The organism is Phocaeicola massiliensis B84634 = Timone 84634 = DSM 17679 = JCM 13223 (assembly GCF_000382445.1).
Taxonomy (GTDB): Bacteria; Bacteroidota; Bacteroidia; order Bacteroidales; family Bacteroidaceae; genus Phocaeicola; species Phocaeicola massiliensis.
Genome location: NZ_KB905474.1, coordinates 359,193 through 374,675 on the forward strand (window position 1 = coordinate 359,193; position 15,483 = coordinate 374,675).

Annotated in this window: 12 protein-coding genes and 1 pseudogene; 3 read left to right on the forward strand and 10 right to left on the reverse strand. The window is 53.5% G+C overall.

Annotated features, from left to right (window positions below; all coding sequences use genetic code 11):
- Positions 1-196 precede the first annotated feature (196 nt).
- Together HMPREF1534_RS02040 and HMPREF1534_RS02035 are read right to left on the reverse strand one after the other, a co-directional pair.
- Positions 197-1,054, reverse strand: coding sequence for a GNAT family N-acetyltransferase (locus HMPREF1534_RS02040; RefSeq protein ID WP_005944281.1), 858 nt, complete (start codon positions 1,052-1,054; stop codon positions 197-199).
- 11 nt (positions 1,055-1,065) lie between these two features.
- Positions 1,066-1,443 (reverse strand): nuclear transport factor 2 family protein, encoded by a 378-nt coding sequence (locus HMPREF1534_RS02035; RefSeq protein WP_005944282.1) that lies wholly within the window; start codon positions 1,441-1,443, stop codon positions 1,066-1,068.
- A 118-nt stretch (positions 1,444-1,561) separates the two neighbouring features.
- On the opposite strand from HMPREF1534_RS02035, the pseudogene HMPREF1534_RS21085 reads away from it, so the two are divergent.
- Positions 1,562-1,841, forward strand: a pseudogene (locus tag HMPREF1534_RS21085) (DUF418 domain-containing protein); the annotation flags it as partial.
- A gap of 186 nt (positions 1,842-2,027) precedes the next feature.
- Here the strand turns inward: HMPREF1534_RS21085 and HMPREF1534_RS02030 are convergent.
- The 6 genes from HMPREF1534_RS02030 to HMPREF1534_RS0119340 all read right to left on the reverse strand — a co-directional run bounded on the left by HMPREF1534_RS02030 (position 2,028) and on the right by HMPREF1534_RS0119340 (position 12,946).
- Positions 2,028-7,871, reverse strand: coding sequence for an N-6 DNA methylase (locus tag HMPREF1534_RS02030; protein WP_005944284.1), 5,844 nt, complete (start codon positions 7,869-7,871; stop codon positions 2,028-2,030).
- A complete protein-coding gene (locus HMPREF1534_RS02025; protein WP_005944286.1) occupies positions 7,861-8,313 on the reverse strand; it encodes a DUF1896 domain-containing protein in 453 nt (150 codons plus the stop codon). Before HMPREF1534_RS02025 ends, HMPREF1534_RS02030 begins: the two co-directional genes overlap by 11 nt.
- Positions 8,314-8,476: 163 nt before the next feature.
- A complete protein-coding gene (locus HMPREF1534_RS02020) occupies positions 8,477-10,567 on the reverse strand; it encodes a type IA DNA topoisomerase (protein ID WP_005944290.1) in 2,091 nt (696 codons plus the stop codon).
- A gap of 59 nt (positions 10,568-10,626) precedes the next feature.
- On the reverse strand, positions 10,627-12,216 hold the full coding sequence (locus tag HMPREF1534_RS02015; protein ID WP_005944293.1) for a DUF4099 domain-containing protein: 1,590 nt from the start codon (positions 12,214-12,216) through the stop codon (positions 10,627-10,629).
- Positions 12,217-12,235: 19 nt separating this feature from the next.
- A complete protein-coding gene (locus tag HMPREF1534_RS0119335) occupies positions 12,236-12,586 on the reverse strand; it encodes a helix-turn-helix domain-containing protein (RefSeq protein ID WP_009016627.1) in 351 nt (116 codons plus the stop codon).
- A gap of 3 nt (positions 12,587-12,589) precedes the next feature.
- A complete protein-coding gene (locus HMPREF1534_RS0119340) occupies positions 12,590-12,946 on the reverse strand; it encodes a helix-turn-helix domain-containing protein (protein ID WP_015532456.1) in 357 nt (118 codons plus the stop codon).
- A 208-nt stretch (positions 12,947-13,154) separates the two neighbouring features.
- On the opposite strand from HMPREF1534_RS0119340, the gene HMPREF1534_RS0119345 reads away from it, so the two are divergent.
- Positions 13,155-13,448 (forward strand): helix-turn-helix domain-containing protein, encoded by a 294-nt coding sequence (locus HMPREF1534_RS0119345; protein ID WP_015532457.1) that lies wholly within the window; start codon positions 13,155-13,157, stop codon positions 13,446-13,448.
- Between the two features lie 34 nt (positions 13,449-13,482).
- On the forward strand, positions 13,483-13,788 hold the full coding sequence (locus tag HMPREF1534_RS02010; protein WP_025066921.1) for a helix-turn-helix domain-containing protein: 306 nt from the start codon (positions 13,483-13,485) through the stop codon (positions 13,786-13,788).
- 77 nt (positions 13,789-13,865) lie between these two features.
- Here the strand turns inward: HMPREF1534_RS02010 and HMPREF1534_RS02005 are convergent, their stop codons facing one another.
- Positions 13,866-14,228 carry a hypothetical protein gene (locus HMPREF1534_RS02005; RefSeq protein WP_005944300.1) on the reverse strand — a complete coding sequence of 121 codons (363 nt, stop codon included), beginning with the start codon at positions 14,226-14,228 and terminating at the stop codon, positions 13,866-13,868.
- A 12-nt stretch (positions 14,229-14,240) separates the two neighbouring features.
- A complete protein-coding gene (locus HMPREF1534_RS02000; protein WP_005944305.1) occupies positions 14,241-15,476 on the reverse strand; it encodes a site-specific integrase in 1,236 nt (411 codons plus the stop codon).
- Positions 15,477-15,483: the final 7 nt, after the last annotated feature.

A 15,483-nucleotide genomic window follows, 5' to 3' on the forward strand; every position in this document is an offset into this window, starting at 1 on the left:
CTCGTAGCATGTAGAAAACTACAGGATTCTTAACTCGTATTAATATGTATATTATTACTGCCGCATAATTGAACGCAAATTTACGAAAAAAAAGTTCCCTGACAAAAGCACAAAGAACTTTTTTAATCTATACGTATTTTTATTTGGTATTATTAATTTGTTATTTGATGATGAGGGCTATTCATATAAATGTAGGTTAAATTTTTCTGACCATTTCAAACTGTTGTCCTTTTGGGGTAAGTCCTAATGATGACAAGAAACCAGTGACTGATTCACAATCGCAATCAACATTAGTAAATTTGAGTACATCGCTTTGAAAATGACTGACAGCACTTTTAAGCAAAGACTTGCCTATTCCTTTACGCCGGTAATCTTTTGCAACTGCGAGGGATGAAATATCGCCAGATGCCGGTTCAAAGATAACAAATCCGACAAGTTCTTCTCTTTCATAAGCTCCCAATATGTCCAAATTGTCGATTCCGCGTTCCAGTGAAGCCCTGTCATTTTGCCATGAAGGATGAAAATCGAACCAGGCCGTTTGGTTAAGGCAGTTTTTTAAATCCGATGGGAGTATGCGACATGCGGTATGGTTTACTTGCAATACAGGAACAATATCGCTCAGTTTGGCAGAGTAGTAGTTGAAATTTCTCTGTGTTTCAAAGCCTAATTTGCGATATATTTTTATTGCTTTGTGATTGTGTTGCAAAACTTCCAGTACATATTGCCGAACTCCTTGTTGACATATCAATTCGAGGCTGAAAGTGAATATTTTTTGGGTTAGGTGTAATCCCCGGAATGAAGGTACGGTTCCCGTCCCTGTGTCATAGGCAGTCAAGATGTTGTTGTACATGCCTGTTCCGTTAAGCACAAAAGAAATCAGCCGTCCTTCGAAAAATACTCCGAAAGATAGTTGTGGATTGTATCCTCGTCGGTCGAGCATGCGTCGCAATTCATCCGCATTCAAAGAGAAATCATAATCTTTGAATGCAGATGAGAATGCCGCATACAAATCTTTGAAAGAAACGGACTCTAAAGAATGAATGATGATTCCCATATCGGACGGTGTTATGTGTTTGGATTTTCATCACTATTCTCTACGGGTAAACCGTGCTGTTTGAGAAAGCTGAGCTTATCCCAATAACCTCTTTGGAAAACTATTTTATCGTTTTGCACATGAAAGAATCCGCATCCTCGCAACCCGAGCGGATCTTTCCATTCCATGATAGCCCATTCTCCATCCTCGAATATATGCTCAACAATACAAACCATTTTTGAGGTTGCAAATTCATTTACAAACATTTCATGGATAGCTGTTTTTCCTATAACTGGGGTGTTTGCGACTTGATGGTTTATGGCATCCTGAGCGTATAAGTTTGCCAAAGCGACTGCATCGGCGGCGTTGAAGCAGTCAATCCATTTTTGTAGTATCTCTTTTGGCGTCATATTTTTCGTATCTTTTATTCTTTAATATTTAATTGTTGCTTTTTCCTCTATAAGTTAGAATTAGACATTTTTTCTAATTCCTTTTGGAAGGATCATCAAAAACAAAATTAGTATTTTTTTCTGTTTTACTGATGATTCTGTAGAAATATTCTCGTTCATATTATTGTGTCATAAGGAATGTGTCAAATAAAGCGGTTTCCACATTACAGCTTTATGGTAAAATGAGTTTAACCAACTACATAACGCAATCTGTTGTCGGTGCTGTTATCTATTTCCCATTCGTATTCTATTTAGCCCCTTATTGTGGGTATGCAGCAAGTTATCTTATCGAATTCATTCTCTTTGGGAGTCAAATATGGTTGTGCAAATGGTGGCTGACAAAACATAAACAAGGTTAGTTGGAATGTTTTTGGTATAATGTTTATAAACATAAATCAAGAAAGAGCAAATAAATTTAATAGAGGCTGCCCAAAAAGAAAGAAAGTCTTGCAATCACTCTCCTACAGATACTTGCAGAGGGGATATGATTTACTTTTAGACCTTTTGGATAGCCCCTATTAATATTTTATATAAAATTCCTAATTTTAAATTTTTATCCCTTTCGATCGGTTTTTATTCTTTAACTGAAAACCCGGTCGTCCGATGATGACATGGTCGCCAATGATGTTGCCCGTTGGATTTCGCTCATTCACCGGGCTGCGTATCTGCGGTGCATCATCAGTTTGTTGTGGCGATATGCTCCGTACACCTTCCGAAACAGGCTTGACCTCCTGTCCATCCTTTTCTTTTTCGTCGGCTTCCTGCGTAGGCGGCGCAAGTTCCAGCTGTATCTTTCGGTCAAGTGCGGCAAGTTCGGACTTAAGCTGTTTCAGTTCGTCCTCCTTTTTCCATACCTTGCCCGCTATCTCCTGCAACTGCGGAACTTCCTTTTCCAGCACCTCGTTCTTTCCCTTGTACTGGTCGATTATGGACGGAATCCGCTCCAATGCGTTCAGGAAATTACGTGCGGCGGCTACCGAATCAGCCATCGCCAGATGCCCGTTGTTGTAGGTGTACTTGTAGTTTCCCTCCACCACGAAGCGGTTATCGGTAAACTCCAGCCCCTCTTTGAGTATCCTCTCGCTTACCACCTTTATCGGAAAGCCGTAAAGTTCCCCGACAGGCTTGTACAGCCCGCCCGTAGTGGCGTTCTTGGCTATCTCCTGCAAACGCTTTCCGATAACCTTTTCATCGGTAGAATCCACGCCGTCCACCTTGACCGCATTCAGGCGGTTGCCCTCCTTGTCCGTCTGCACAACGGAAAGAAAGCGGTTCCAATCTTCCGTCATGGCTTCGATGACAGCCGTGTTGTTACGCAGTTCCCCCGTCTTGGCTTCCAGCTTGAACTCCGAATCGCGCTTGCCCTTGTTGAACGACTTGCGTTCCCCTTCAAGCGATGCGATACGCTTCTCCAGTTTCGCCTTGTCCAAAAGGTCGGTATTGCCGGAGAGCAACGCCATGTACTCCGAGAAATTCATGCCCGATTTCTCGTCCATCGCCCCCTCGTCGATGGTACGCGCGCCCATCGCCCCGCTTTTAAGCTGCGAGATGAACGTCTGCTTGCAGTGCAGCAGGTTGAACTTGTAGCTGTCCAGCGACTTTTCCACCGCGTAGATGATGACATCCACATTGTTCCCGGCAAAATGCTTGGCAATCTCGTTGCCTGCCCTGACTCCCCGTCCGTCACGCTGTTGCAGGTCGGACGGTCGCCAAGGCGTATCCAAATGATGGATGGCGACACACCTTTTTTGCGCATTCACGCCCGTTCCGAGCATGGAGGTGGAACCGAACAGCACGCGCACCGTTCCGGCGTTCATGGCGTCTATCACCGCCTTGCGCGCCTTGTCGGTCTTGCACTCCTGAATGAAGCGCACCTCGCTTGCCGGTATGCCGTAGTCCTCCGTCAGCTTCCGCTTTATCTCACTGTACACGTTCCACCCGTCGCCCGGCTGGTACGTCCCCAGATCCGAGAACACGAACTGCGTGCCTTTCTGCGCGTCGTATTTATGGTAATACTCCGCAATCGTCTTGGCACAGTGGGAAGCCTTGTTGTCGGGGTGGTCTTCGTAGTTCGGGTCTATCATGCGCATATCGAGAGCCATCTTCCGTGCGTAATCGGTGGCGATCAGCATCTTTGCCTTCTCTTCCGTTTCCGACAGGGGCGGTCTACCGAGCAGCGTGGCGTCGCCCGTCTTGGCGAACTGCATCAGTTTTTGAATGAAGTCCTCCTGCTCCGGCGTGGGCGGTATATGGTGCAGTATCTCGTTCTTGTGCGGACGATCCACACCCACATCCTCTGCCGTGCGGTAGTCGGTTATCTCGTTGTAGAAGGCGGCAAGCTCCGGCACTTTGATGAAGTAGCGGAAACGCTCCTTCTGCACCACGTTGTTCGTCACGTTGAACTCGAAATCGGTCGTCTTCTTGGCGAAGATAGCCGCCCATGCGTCAAAGCACCGGATATCCTGCCGTTCCAGTTCCTTCGGGCGCAGGTACTTGAAGAGCAGGTACAGTTCCGTCAGCGAGTTGCTGATGGTCGTGCCGGATAGGAACGTCGCCCCCAAGTCCTTACCCGTGCGCTCTTGTATGGTGCGGATGGCAAAAAGCATATTCAGGGCTTTCTGGCTTCCTTCCGAGTTGCCCAAACCAGCCACACGGTCATGCCGCGTGTTGAAAGTCAAGTTCTTAAATTGATGCGATTCGTCAATAAAAATATGGTCGATGCCCATCTGCTTGAAGTCCACCACGTCGTCCGTGCGCGACTTGATGGCGTGTTCCACCTTCTCCAGCTTCGCTTCAAGGTTGTGCTTGCGCTTTTCCAGACCTTTCAGCATCGCCCTCGATACGTTCTTGCCCTGCTGCCGCAAGACTTCGAGGTTTTCCTCCACCGTGTCAAGCTCCGCTTGCAGGATGCGCTGCTGCAACTCCGGCGACTGCGGAATCTTGCCGAACTGGTCGTGCGACATGATGACGCAATCATAGTCGTTGTTCTTGATGTTGTTGAAGAAACGCACGCGGTTGGCGGTCGAAAAGTCCTTCTCCGAGGCATAGAGAATCCGCGCGTTCGGGTATGCCGCCTGATAGGTGGCGGCAATCTCCGCGACATTGGCTTTCAGCCCGATAATCATCGGTTTGTGCGCCAAGTTCAGACGCTTCATCTCATGCGCTGCAATGCACATTATCAGCGTCTTGCCTGTACCGACTTCGTGGTCGCAGATGCCACCGCCGTTCTGTTTGAGCATCCAGACGCAATCCATCTGCGACGGATAGACGCTCTTGATACCCCTGCTTGCCAGCCCTTTGAGGTTGAGGTCCGGAAAGGTCTGGTGTGAGCCGTCATATTTCGGGCGCACGAAACAGTTGAACTTGCGGTTGTACATCGTCATCAGCCGTTCCTTGAACTGCGGCGACTGCTCTTCCAGCCATTCCGAGAACCCGTTACGGATTTCGTCAATCTTGGCGTTGGCGAGCTGTATGCCCTCGCTGTCGCGTACCTTGATGTCGTTTCCGTGTTCATCCTTTCCTATGGACTTCATCATATCCGGGCAGGTGTTATGCAGGGCGTGTTTCAACAGGTGCATGCCGTCATAGTTCCGGTAATAGCCCTTCACTAAAAACTCGTCCGTGATTTTCATGGTGCGGTAGCCGCACGCCACCGAAAATTCGTCCATGCTTGCGGAGTAGGCGATTTTCACGTCCGTGTCAAAAAGACGGCTCATGTAGGCGGCATATACGCCCGTCGGAATCCAGCGTTCCCCGAAATTGAAGTCGAGGTCTTCAAAAGCGATGCGCGGCGGCTCGGCTTCTTTCAGAGCCTCCAACGCCTGCTTCACTTCCGGCATACGCCCGTTTTCGGGGTTGTCGCCCATCCATGCCTCGATGCGTTCCGCCTTCTCTATCACGTTCCCGGCGATGAACCTGTCCTTTATCTCGTAACCGGTTACGAGCGGGTTGTAGAAGATGCGTCCTTTGAGGGCGTCAAGCAATCCCTCCTCCGTACTGTCGGTTATCTCCCGCATATAGTCGAGATTGACCGTGCCGAACTTGTTGAGCGATGCGGAGAGTGCCTCTTCGGGAGAGCTTACGTTGGCATGGCTCTCTACCGAGAAGGAAACGGGACGCTCGAAAATGTCCGCCTTGACGAACCTGCCGTCCTCCGCACGTTCCAGCGAAAGGATGTCGCGTCCTCCTGCATCCATCACCACCAGTTTCACGTTCTGCTTGGCGTTGAGGTTGCCGTAGCGCATGACAAACTCGTCATAGCAGGTGTTCAGATGCTCACGCCACTGCGGGTTTTCCTCGCGCCTGTTCGATTCATAACGGTACAGACGCTCGTATGCGTCACGGAGCGACACATACAGCAACGCCTTCTCTTTCTGATAGCCTGTCAGTCCAAGCGGCTGGAATGTCGCGCCGTAAGGCGTGATGTCTTTCAGATAACCGATGTTACGACGCCCACTGTCAGCCACTAACGAGCCTTCACGCAAGTGCATTTCCGGCGTGCGGTGGTAGGGACGCGGCGACAGGTCGGGAGCTTCCTCTTTCGGTTTTTCCGCTTCCATTTCGGGAAAAAGGGAGGTTGCAGCCGCTTCCGTTGCGGGAGCGACAGGAATGGCGGCAACTTCCGGCTGTGTTTCGGGTTGCCGTGTTTCCTGCTCCGGCGCGGCTTTCACGTCCGGGACATGCTGCCGTTTCTCCTGATGCTGTGCCGCCAGCCTGCGAAGTTCCTTGCGTCGCTCCGGCGTGAGGTCCATCATCATTTCATAGAAGCCGTTGATGGGCGGATTGGTGTCCCAATCCAAAGTAGCGTAAATATCATCCGGATCGGCTTTGGCTGCGACACTCACCGGCTTTGTTTCATGGCTGTCCCTGCTTTCCGTCGGCGGTGCGGCAGACGGCTGTGGCGGTGCGGTCGTAACCTTCGGCGTAACCTGCGCCTGCGGTTTGGGAGGCATGCGCCTTGCCGGGCTTTCCTTTTTCGCCGTCTTTTTCTTCTTGGCGGGTGCTTCCTGCTTGCGTACTTCCTCCGTCATGCCCCAGAGGTCGAGCAGGGAGAGCTGCACGCCCTCCGAATAATCGGGGCGGCGCGGCTCTATCTCCGACTTTTCTTCCTCCGGCTGCGGTGTTGCCGCTTCGGGCTTCACTGCCATTTCATGACGTGGCTGTATCTCAGGAGTGACAACCGGTGTGGAAATGGTTTCTGTCACCGTGCTTTTCCCCTGTGCCGGATGCAGGCTGTGCATTTCATACAGCTTTTTGTCCAACTTATACAGCTCAATATCCATATGTTCCCGCAAATCCTCCGCCATTTGCTCGATGCCGTCCCGGTGCATGACTTTATAGGCTGGTTTCCCGTAAGGGTCTGTGCCGCTTATCAGATCCGAGTGGGGAATCATGCCGATGCTGCCGACATACCCGTTCTGGAAACTACCTATCGGTGTCTTTTCCGTCTGCACGAACAACTCTTCATAATCGTACAGCTCCCGTTTCTTGCCGCTGTTCTTTTGCAGGATAATCAGGTCGCTACCCACTTCCGTACCCGCGTTGTCCGTGAAGAGGTTGTTCGGCAGGCGTGCGACTCCCACCAGATTGGCATTACGCATCATATACTCGCGTATGGGCGCGTTGGACGGTGCGTCCAGTACCCCTTGAGAGGTGATGAACGCCACGATGCCGCCCTCACGCACCGCGTCAAGGCTTTTCAGGAAGAAGTAGTTGTGTATTGCCTTCGGTGCGGAACGCCTTGCCGGGTCTTGGCTGCCCGTGAACTCCGGGTCGAACACAGCCACGTCGCCGAACGGGATGTTCGAGATAGCAAGGTCGAAATAGTCCGTGAATGGCTTCTCTATCTTCTCGAATCCCTGCACCCTTACCTTTTGGTCTGGATGCAGGTATCCCAATATTTTGCCCGTCATCAGGTCTTTCTCGAAAGCCATGATATCCGCGTCCGGCTTGTTTTCCAGCACGGCATCCACGAATGCGCCCACGCCCGCCGACGGCTCCAATACGCGATCGGGACGTATGCCGTGTTCATGCAGTACATCCGCGATAGTGCCGGTTATCTCCGGCGGGGTGTAGAAAGCGGTCAGCACGGACTGCTTCATGGCATCCACGTACCGCTTGTACTCCGTATCGTCCTTGCTGTTTTCACGCACCAGCCTGTGCAGCTCCACCGTAGGGGCAAACAGTTCGAGGTCCGATTTCGCCCAATGCACGGCATCCGTCAGTTCCTTTGCCGGGTTCAGTATGCACTTCAATCCGCCGAAACCGCAATACTTCCGAAGTATGGCTTGTTCCTCGGCGGTTGCCGTCCTCCGTTCCCTGTCAAGGATGAATGCCGTCCGTATCGCCTCGATGTTGTCCCGCAGCCGTTGTTTGCGGTTAAACGCCATACTCGTCGATATAAAGGACGGCGGCTCCCGTCAGCTCCGTGTAGAGCAGGTCGTATTCGGGCGACAGGGCGAAGTTGTCGTCCGAAAGGTCATAGGCGGAGAATACATTACCGACAGGCGGCAGCAGCTTTCGGATGAAGGCTTCGCGTTTCTTTTCCGGCACTTCGTTGGCAAACTCGTTTTCCACGACTTCGCGGAGGATGGCGTACTTGGAATAGCGAAGCCCCCGCAGGAGCGTGTCCATCGCCAACTCCTGCGCCCCTTCGGGCGGATAGCCTTCGAGCCGCACACGCTCATACGTTTCGGCGGCACGGTCGGCACGCTCCCGGATGAAGGCATCATCGGAAGCCTGTTCAAACCTGTTCGTGCGGAGGTAGTCCAGCAGGTACAGACCGTAATAGGAAAAGTCGGTCTGACCCTCGTTTTTCTTCTTGTTGTTCATTACTTTGGAATTTAGTGGATTGGTAATGACGTGGATAATCGTCTGGAAAGGAGAAAGAAAAGGCACTCGGTATCCCTCCGAGTGCCACCACTAAATCCAAAGTATGAGTGTAATCCGGTATCGAAGAACAATTCATTACTCTGAACCAGTGGCAAAGGTAATACTATTTCTTCCGTCCTGAAAATTTCCTGCTCGTTTTCCTTTCGGGGAACACGAAAGTCGTGTTATAGTCCCCGTCAAAGGCGACTATGGCATCAAAGCTCTTGCCCTGTTTGCTTTTGAAGCCTTTGAGCAGCTTCGTATGCCCGTCGGTGAGCAGCTCTTTGATCTCGTCGTCGGAAAGGGTGCGGTTCGCCTTCAGGCGGAACACGGGCAGCCCGCACTCCGCGTTGTCGCAGCGTACCACCTTGCCGTAGAACTGCATGCTGCCCGTCCCGCACTTGGGACACTTGCAGCCGGAATCCCTGCGGGAGAACAGTTTGTCGCACGAGAGCAGTTCGGAGGTGATTTCACGTGTGTACGCCTCTATCTCCCTGCGGAAGGTGTCAGCGGGCAGTTCCCCGCGCTCGATGCGTGCCAGATTCTTCTCCCATTCGCCCGTCATGGCTACGTCGGCGATGCGCATCGTCTTCACGACCGAGTAGAGGGCAAGCCCTTTTTCTGTCGGCACAAGCGATTTCTTGCAGCGTTCCATGTAGCCGCGTTTGAAGAGCGTTTCGATAATCGCCGCACGGGTGGCGGGCGTGCCGATGCCGCAGTCCTTCAACGCCTGACGCAATGCGTCGTCCTCTATGTCCTTGCCCGCCGTTTCCATTGCCGACAACAGTGTCGCTTCGGTATGCAGCGGTTTGGGTTTGGTCTTGCCCTCCGTGATGGAGCAGCCTTTCAGCGTCAGCGTGTCGCCTTCCCGCCAATCGGGGATGGCGGTTTCTTCCTTGTCCTCCCCGCCATAGACGGCACGCCATCCGGCTTGCCTGATGATGCTGCCTTTCACCGTGAACTCCACTCCGGCACATTCCGCCGTGACGGTGGCGGTGTCCTTGACGCATTTCTCGGAGAAAGCCTCAATCATGCGCCCGGCAACCATCTGATAAATGGTGCTGTCCTCTTTGGAGAGGAACAGCGGCTTCTCGCCAGTGACGAGCAGGGCGTGGTGGTCCGTCACCTTGCCGCCGTCCACACTGCGGCGTGTCGGCTGCGCTTTCGGCTGCACCTTGCCTTTCCATTCGGGCAAAGCCCCGATGAAGGCGAGCAGCTTGGGGATTTCAGCGAACATGTCTTCGGGTATGTAGCGGCTTCCGGTTCGCGGATAGGTGATGAGCTTCTTCTCATAGAGCTTCTGCGCGATTTCAAGCGTCTGTTCCGCCGTGAAGCCGTGCTTGGCGTTGGCTTCCTTCTGGAGCGTCGTCAGGTCGTACAGGAGCGGTGTTTCCTCCGTCTTCTCCTTGCGTTCGGCTTTCGTGACGGTGGCTGTGCCTGCCGACTTCACCTTATCATACAGTTCCGTCGCAGGCTCTTTCTCTTTCCACTTTTCGGAAGAGGAAAACTTCACTGTTCCTTCGTCGCAGCCGTCCGTTGCGATATGGAGCTGCCAAAAGGCTTCGGGTGTGAAGCGGCGGTTCTCCCAATAGCGTGCGCACACCATTGCCAATGTAGGTGTCTGCACCCGTCCGATGGAATATGTGCCGTGTCCGGCGGCGATGGAGAGTGCCTGCGTGCCGTTGATGCCCACGAGCCAGTCTGATTCGCTCCGCGCTTTGGCGGCAAGATAGAGATTGTCGTATTTGCCGCCCGCTTCGAGGTTGCGCAGCCCCTCGCGGATAGCCTTGTCGGTAAGCGAGCTTATCCAAAGGCGCACAAACGGGGTGGTGCATCCGATATAATGGTAGAGGTATCGGAAGATAAGCTCACCCTCACGCCCTGCATCGGTCGCCACGATGATTTGTTCGCTCCTGTTGAACAGGGTGGCGATAACCTTTATCTGCGCCGCCACACCGCTGTCAGGCTTGTAACCCTTCTCCGTCTTGGTCTGGCGGGGGACGAGCGTGAAGGTGTCGGGGATGACGGGCAGGTTGTCACGGACGAAGCCGCGTATGCCGTAGCCGTCGGGCATGGCAAGCTGCACGAGGTGTCCGAACGCCCATGTCACGGCGTAGCCGCCTCCCTCGAAATATCCTTCCTCTCTCTTTGTCGCGCCCACGATACGGGCGATCTCACGTGCCACAGACGGCTTTTCTGCAATGATTGTCTTCATATTCTTCTGTCGTTTTGAATTTTACAAATGGTACTTCGGATTTAGTGGCGGACACCGGATTACATCTTCATGCCCTTATTGTTTCTTTTCTGCGGCTTCTCCTGCTGCTGTTGCTGTGCGGTGTCCTTCGGGGCGGTCTGTCCCTTCCGCAACGGTTCTTTCAGGTTCTTGGTAGCCTCGTTGGTCTTGCCCTCGCTGTTCACCGCCACCTGCGTGCGGCTCTCGTTGGACGGGGCGACCTTCTGAGCGTTGTCGGGGTTGGTGTCGTAGCGGTACGGGCGTCCCTTCTCCGGATTGAACTTGATGTACATCGTGGCGTGGAAGCCTTGCTTGTCGGTCACGTTCTCTAATTTCACGGCTTTGCCAGCCACGTAGTCGGCTTTCTGCTGCTCGGTGAAGTCCACGCCGCTCCATTTGCTGATGGGTCGGATGCTGCCGTCGGCGTTAGTCCACGTGTTGCGGCGTTGCTCCTTCTGCGTGTTGGCGGCATTCTCCGTACCCTGCGCCTGTCCCTGTGCGGGGTTGTTCTTCGTTTCCTGCGTCTGGACGGCACGGGGCGACCTGCCGGTTCCCGGCACGAACTCCACGCCGCGCTGCTCCACGTTCACTTGCAGGGTGGTGACGAACTTCCTGCCGTCCTTGCGCTCGATGAGCTTGTCACGCACGGGCAGCCCGGCACGCAGCATGTCCTGCTCCTGCTTGGTGATTTCCGTCTTGCCGATGCGCTCCGGTATGCGCACCTTGTTTGCCGGGACATCCGTGATTTCGTTCGTCTTGCGGTCGATGCTGACGAACGAGGGGATGATCTCGCCCGTTCCCCTGTCCACGAGGTCCACGACCCTGCCGAGGTTGCCCGTTTCGCGCAGGTTCTTCCGGTCATCGTCGGAGAACTTGTGTTCCTTATACTCGTCGAGCTTCTGCTCCTTGCGGATGAAGTGCGGCACAAGGCTGACATTGCCCTCGCCGTCCTTCTTGAAGGAGAGGCGGGCGTCCAGTTCGAAAGCCTCTCCGCCGAAATTGGGCGACACCCTCACCAAGTCGGACTTGCCGTAGTTGAGCATCCTGTTAAGATCGCCCGACTTTTCAAGGTCGTCGCGCTTCACGCCCCATTTCTCCTCCAACTCCTGCCAGTTGATCTTGCTCTCGTCGATGGGCTGGTAGCCCCGGTTGCCCTGCGTCTGTTGCGGGCTTTCCTGATTCTGTTCGTTTTTCTGTTCCATTTCTTCCTGTTTTTTAGGTTCGTCATCTTGTTTCTGTTCCGGTTGTTCCTGCTTTTCGGCGGACTGCTCCTCCTGTACTTTCTTTTCGTAGCCGGAGGTGTCCACCTTGTGGGGCGCAAGCATCTCCTTGTTGCCGTCGGGGTCTTTCAGCAAGTCCTTGATAACCTCCAGCAGTTTGTCGGCTTGGTCCGCCGCGACACGGTAGAAACCGAAGCGGCTGGGTTCCTTGCACTGGCGGAAGAAGTTCTTGAAGAAGTTGTCCAGCACGTCGCCGTGCCGGTCGAATTGCAGGAAGCTCTGCGAGTTCTCCGCTTTCGCGGGGATACGCTTGGGGGAGCCGTCGGCGTTCAGCCCGGCTACCACGCTGATTTCGCCCGTCTTCTCGTCACGGACAACCAGCACGTCCTTTTCGTCTTTTTTCTTTGCCATCTGAAAAATGTTTTAATGGTTATTTTTGAAAGAAATTATGGATACGAGCCTTGTAGAAGGCTATATCTTCCTTGCGGAAGTCCTTTACATGTTCGGAGAGGAACGTCAGCACGTCCGCCTCGCTGTAATAGGTCTTTTTGCCGAGCGTCTTGTAGGGCAATGCGCCGATGCTGCGGTAGCGTTGCAGGGTGCGCTTGCTGATCTGGAGCAGCATGCACAGGTCTTGGTTGTCGAAAAGCCTGATCCCGTCCATCGGGTTCGGGGCTTTGCCGGACGGCTGCATGGAGAGCAGCATCTCGTCCTGACGGTCGAGCCGTTCCATAACTTTCTGCATCCAGTTCTCGAAATTGTTGCGGGTAAGCAGTTCCATGTCCTACGTCCTCCTTCCTTTGGGTTTGCCGCCCGTGCGCAGCGTGTGGTTGCGTTTCATCTGTTCCGGTGTCGCGGCATCACCCGTAATGGTGCTGTCTTCGAGCAGGCGGTCGATTTCCGACTGCCGGTAGCGGCACTTGCCGCGCAGCACGACATAGGCGATGCGCTGTTCGCTGCGCATGCGCTGGAGGGTGCGGCAACTCACGTTCAGCAGGTGCGCCGCCTCGCGGGTGGTGAGCAGCCTGTCGGGGGATTCTTCCTTCCTCCCGCCGGAAACGGCACGCACGTGTGCCGCTATCTCGGCTATCTGTTCCGTCAATGCGGTGAAGGCGGAACTTTCCATCGTTATCACTTTCATATTCAGTCTTTTCTTTTGGTTTCTGCGGCAAAATTCGGCAATAAACCAAAGGGGCTTTAACAGCTCACTACGTGGCTCACGTAAGATTTTTATGGATAATGGCTCCGTAACCCGGACAGACGGCGCAACAAGCTGCCTTTTAGCGGGAAACGGTGCGTGTTCATGGCGGCTTCGTTACCTTTGCGGCAAACTCTGAAATGTTTTGCTTATGGAAATAGTATCTATCGAGAAAAAGACCTTCGAGATGATGGTGGTGTCCTTCAACGCCCTCGCGGAGAAGGTAGCCACCCTTAGGCGCAGGAGCGACGGCGGGCGGATGGAAAGGTGGCTCACGGGCGAGGAGGTCTGCGGGCAGTTGAGGATCAGCCCGCGCACGTTGCAGACCTTGCGCGACAGGCGGCTTATCGGCTACTCGCAGATTAACCGCAGGTTCTATTACAAGCCGGAGGAGGTCAAAAGGCTCATTCCGCTTGTCGGCACGCTCTATCCCGGCGGAAAATGATTTTTATTATTCACAACCCACTGAATCCGAAATGATGATGAACGAGAACAATGAAGTGTTTACGATGGAGGACGAGCCGCTTGCCACCCTTGTGCAGAACATGCGCAAAGGCTCGAAATGGCTCTCCGCCTTTCTGGAAAGTTACCGCCCGCCGTTGGACGGGGAGCGTTACCTGACGGACAGGGAGGTGGCGGAACTGCTCCGTGTCAGCCGCCGCACCTTGCAGGAGTACCGCAACAACAGGGTGTTGCCCTTTATCCTTTTGGGAGGGAAGGTGCTTTACCCTGAATCGGGGTTGCGTGAATTGTTGGAGGCGAACTATCGCAAGCCGATGGAATAAGGCGGCTGCATGAAAAAAGGAAACGGACAACTCCTTCACGGGGCTGTCCGTTTCCTTTTTCTTATTTATATGCGTTATCAGCAATACCCGGCTTTTCCGTTCTGTATGAACATCACGTATGCCTGCCGCTTTTCCTTCGAGAGTGCTTTCTCTACCAGCCACGTGCGGAACACATGCGCATGGTAGGTGTTCAGCCGGAAGGCGACGGGGATGATGATTTCAAGAGAGTAAACATCCGCGTGCAGCCCGTTTTCAAGCCGCATGTAGCGGCACACTTCGTAGTCGTTCAGCACGTCCGGCTTGCGGACGGCTCTGATGGCGGCGTTCACTGCCGGGACGCCCGTGTGGAACAGTCCGGCGATTTCTGTGGCGGTCATCCATATCTCGTTACCGTTTACGCTGATCGTGTTGTCCTCTATGATGATTATATCACGTTTCATGGCTTCTCTGTTTTAGATGGTGCAACCTGCAAATTCCTCGATGCCGTTCAACCTTGCCGCAAGGTTTTCCATGTCTTGGTTGAGCTTCTCTTTGGTGATTTTCGCGTATATCTGTGTCGTCTTTATGCTCTTGTGTCCCAGCATGGAACTCACCGTTTCGATGGGTACGCCGTTGGAGAGGAACACCGTCGTGGCTGCCGTGTGGCGGCTCTGATGCCACGTGATATGCTTGGTGATGCCGCAACGCTTGGCGACGGAACGGATTCCGGCAAGGCACGTGTTGTAGTGGGGAACGGGGAAAATCCTGCCGTTCCCGCACAGACCCCGGTATTTGTCGATGATGCGCTTTGCGATGTCGAGCAGGCGGATATTGGACACCACGCCCGTCTTCTGGCGGTTGATGTTTATCCACTCGTGTTCGTCGAAGTAGGTGTGGATGTTCTCTTCCGTCAGGTTGCGCATGTCGGCGAACGACAAGCCGGTGAAGGCGCAGAACAGGTAGAGGTCGCGGTAAAGCTCCTGCTTGGCGTTTTTCAGCCTGCCCTCCATCAGCAGCCGGATTTCCTCTTTCGTCAGGAAACTGCGCACAGTTTCCTCCTTCTTGATTTCGTACTCCCGGAACGGGTCGCGTGTGAGCCACTCGTTGTTGATAGCGATGAACACCATCGTCCGCAAAGGGCAGACATACAGCCACACGGTGTTGGTGCTGCAGTGCTTGTCCGTGCGCAGGAACATCTCGAAGTCGGAGATGAAGGCGGGCGTAAGCTCTTTCAGCGCGATGTCCTTCACGCGGTAGCGGATGGAGAGGAACTCTTGCAGGTGCTTGTAAACGGTCTTGTATTTCAAGAGTGTACCTTTGGCTTTCATGCCGGCCTCCACCTGTTTCTCGTAGTCCTCGTTGTGCTGGCGGAACACCTGCATCAGCGTGTGGTAGCGGTGTTCCAGTCCGAGAAAGGCGTTCTTGACCTTCTCTGCCGTGACAAAGTTGTCACGCTCCATGATTTCCTGATAATGTCTGTTGATGCGTACACGCATCTTGTCGAGCATGCGGTTCGTTTCGAGTGCCGCCGTGCTTCTGCCCGTGACACGTCCCCCTTTGGTGTCCCACAGCTTGGGATCGACGGTCAGTTTGCAGCTGAACTGCGTCTGGGTGCCGTCCACCGTGATGCGTCCCATGACGGGTACTGTCCCGTCCTTTTTCACTACCTGACGCTTGAGGTAGTAGATTACTGAAAATGTACTCTTCATCGTCCTT

Bases quoted from the DNA above. Each gene is read 5' to 3' on its own strand.
- HMPREF1534_RS02040 (WP_005944281.1), bottom strand. From the start codon at position 1,054: ATGGGAATCATCATTCATTCTTTAGAGTCCGTTTCTTTCAAAGATTTG.
- HMPREF1534_RS02035 (WP_005944282.1), bottom strand. From the start codon at position 1,443: ATGACGCCAAAAGAGATACTACAAAAATGGATTGACTGCTTCAACGCC.
- HMPREF1534_RS02030 (WP_005944284.1), bottom strand. From the start codon at position 7,871: ATGGCGTTTAACCGCAAACAACGGCTGCGGGACAACATCGAGGCGATA.
- HMPREF1534_RS02025 (WP_005944286.1), bottom strand. From the start codon at position 8,313: ATGAACAACAAGAAGAAAAACGAGGGTCAGACCGACTTTTCCTATTAC.
- HMPREF1534_RS02020 (WP_005944290.1), bottom strand. From the start codon at position 10,567: ATGAAGACAATCATTGCAGAAAAGCCGTCTGTGGCACGTGAGATCGCC.
- HMPREF1534_RS02015 (WP_005944293.1), bottom strand. From the start codon at position 12,216: ATGGCAAAGAAAAAAGACGAAAAGGACGTGCTGGTTGTCCGTGACGAG.
- HMPREF1534_RS0119335 (WP_009016627.1), bottom strand. From the start codon at position 12,586: ATGGAACTGCTTACCCGCAACAATTTCGAGAACTGGATGCAGAAAGTT.
- HMPREF1534_RS0119340 (WP_015532456.1), bottom strand. From the start codon at position 12,946: ATGAAAGTGATAACGATGGAAAGTTCCGCCTTCACCGCATTGACGGAA.
- HMPREF1534_RS0119345 (WP_015532457.1), top strand. From the start codon at position 13,155: ATGGAAATAGTATCTATCGAGAAAAAGACCTTCGAGATGATGGTGGTG.
- HMPREF1534_RS02010 (WP_025066921.1), top strand. From the start codon at position 13,483: ATGATGAACGAGAACAATGAAGTGTTTACGATGGAGGACGAGCCGCTT.
- HMPREF1534_RS02005 (WP_005944300.1), bottom strand. From the start codon at position 14,228: ATGAAACGTGATATAATCATCATAGAGGACAACACGATCAGCGTAAAC.
- HMPREF1534_RS02000 (WP_005944305.1), bottom strand. From the start codon at position 15,476: ATGAAGAGTACATTTTCAGTAATCTACTACCTCAAGCGTCAGGTAGTG.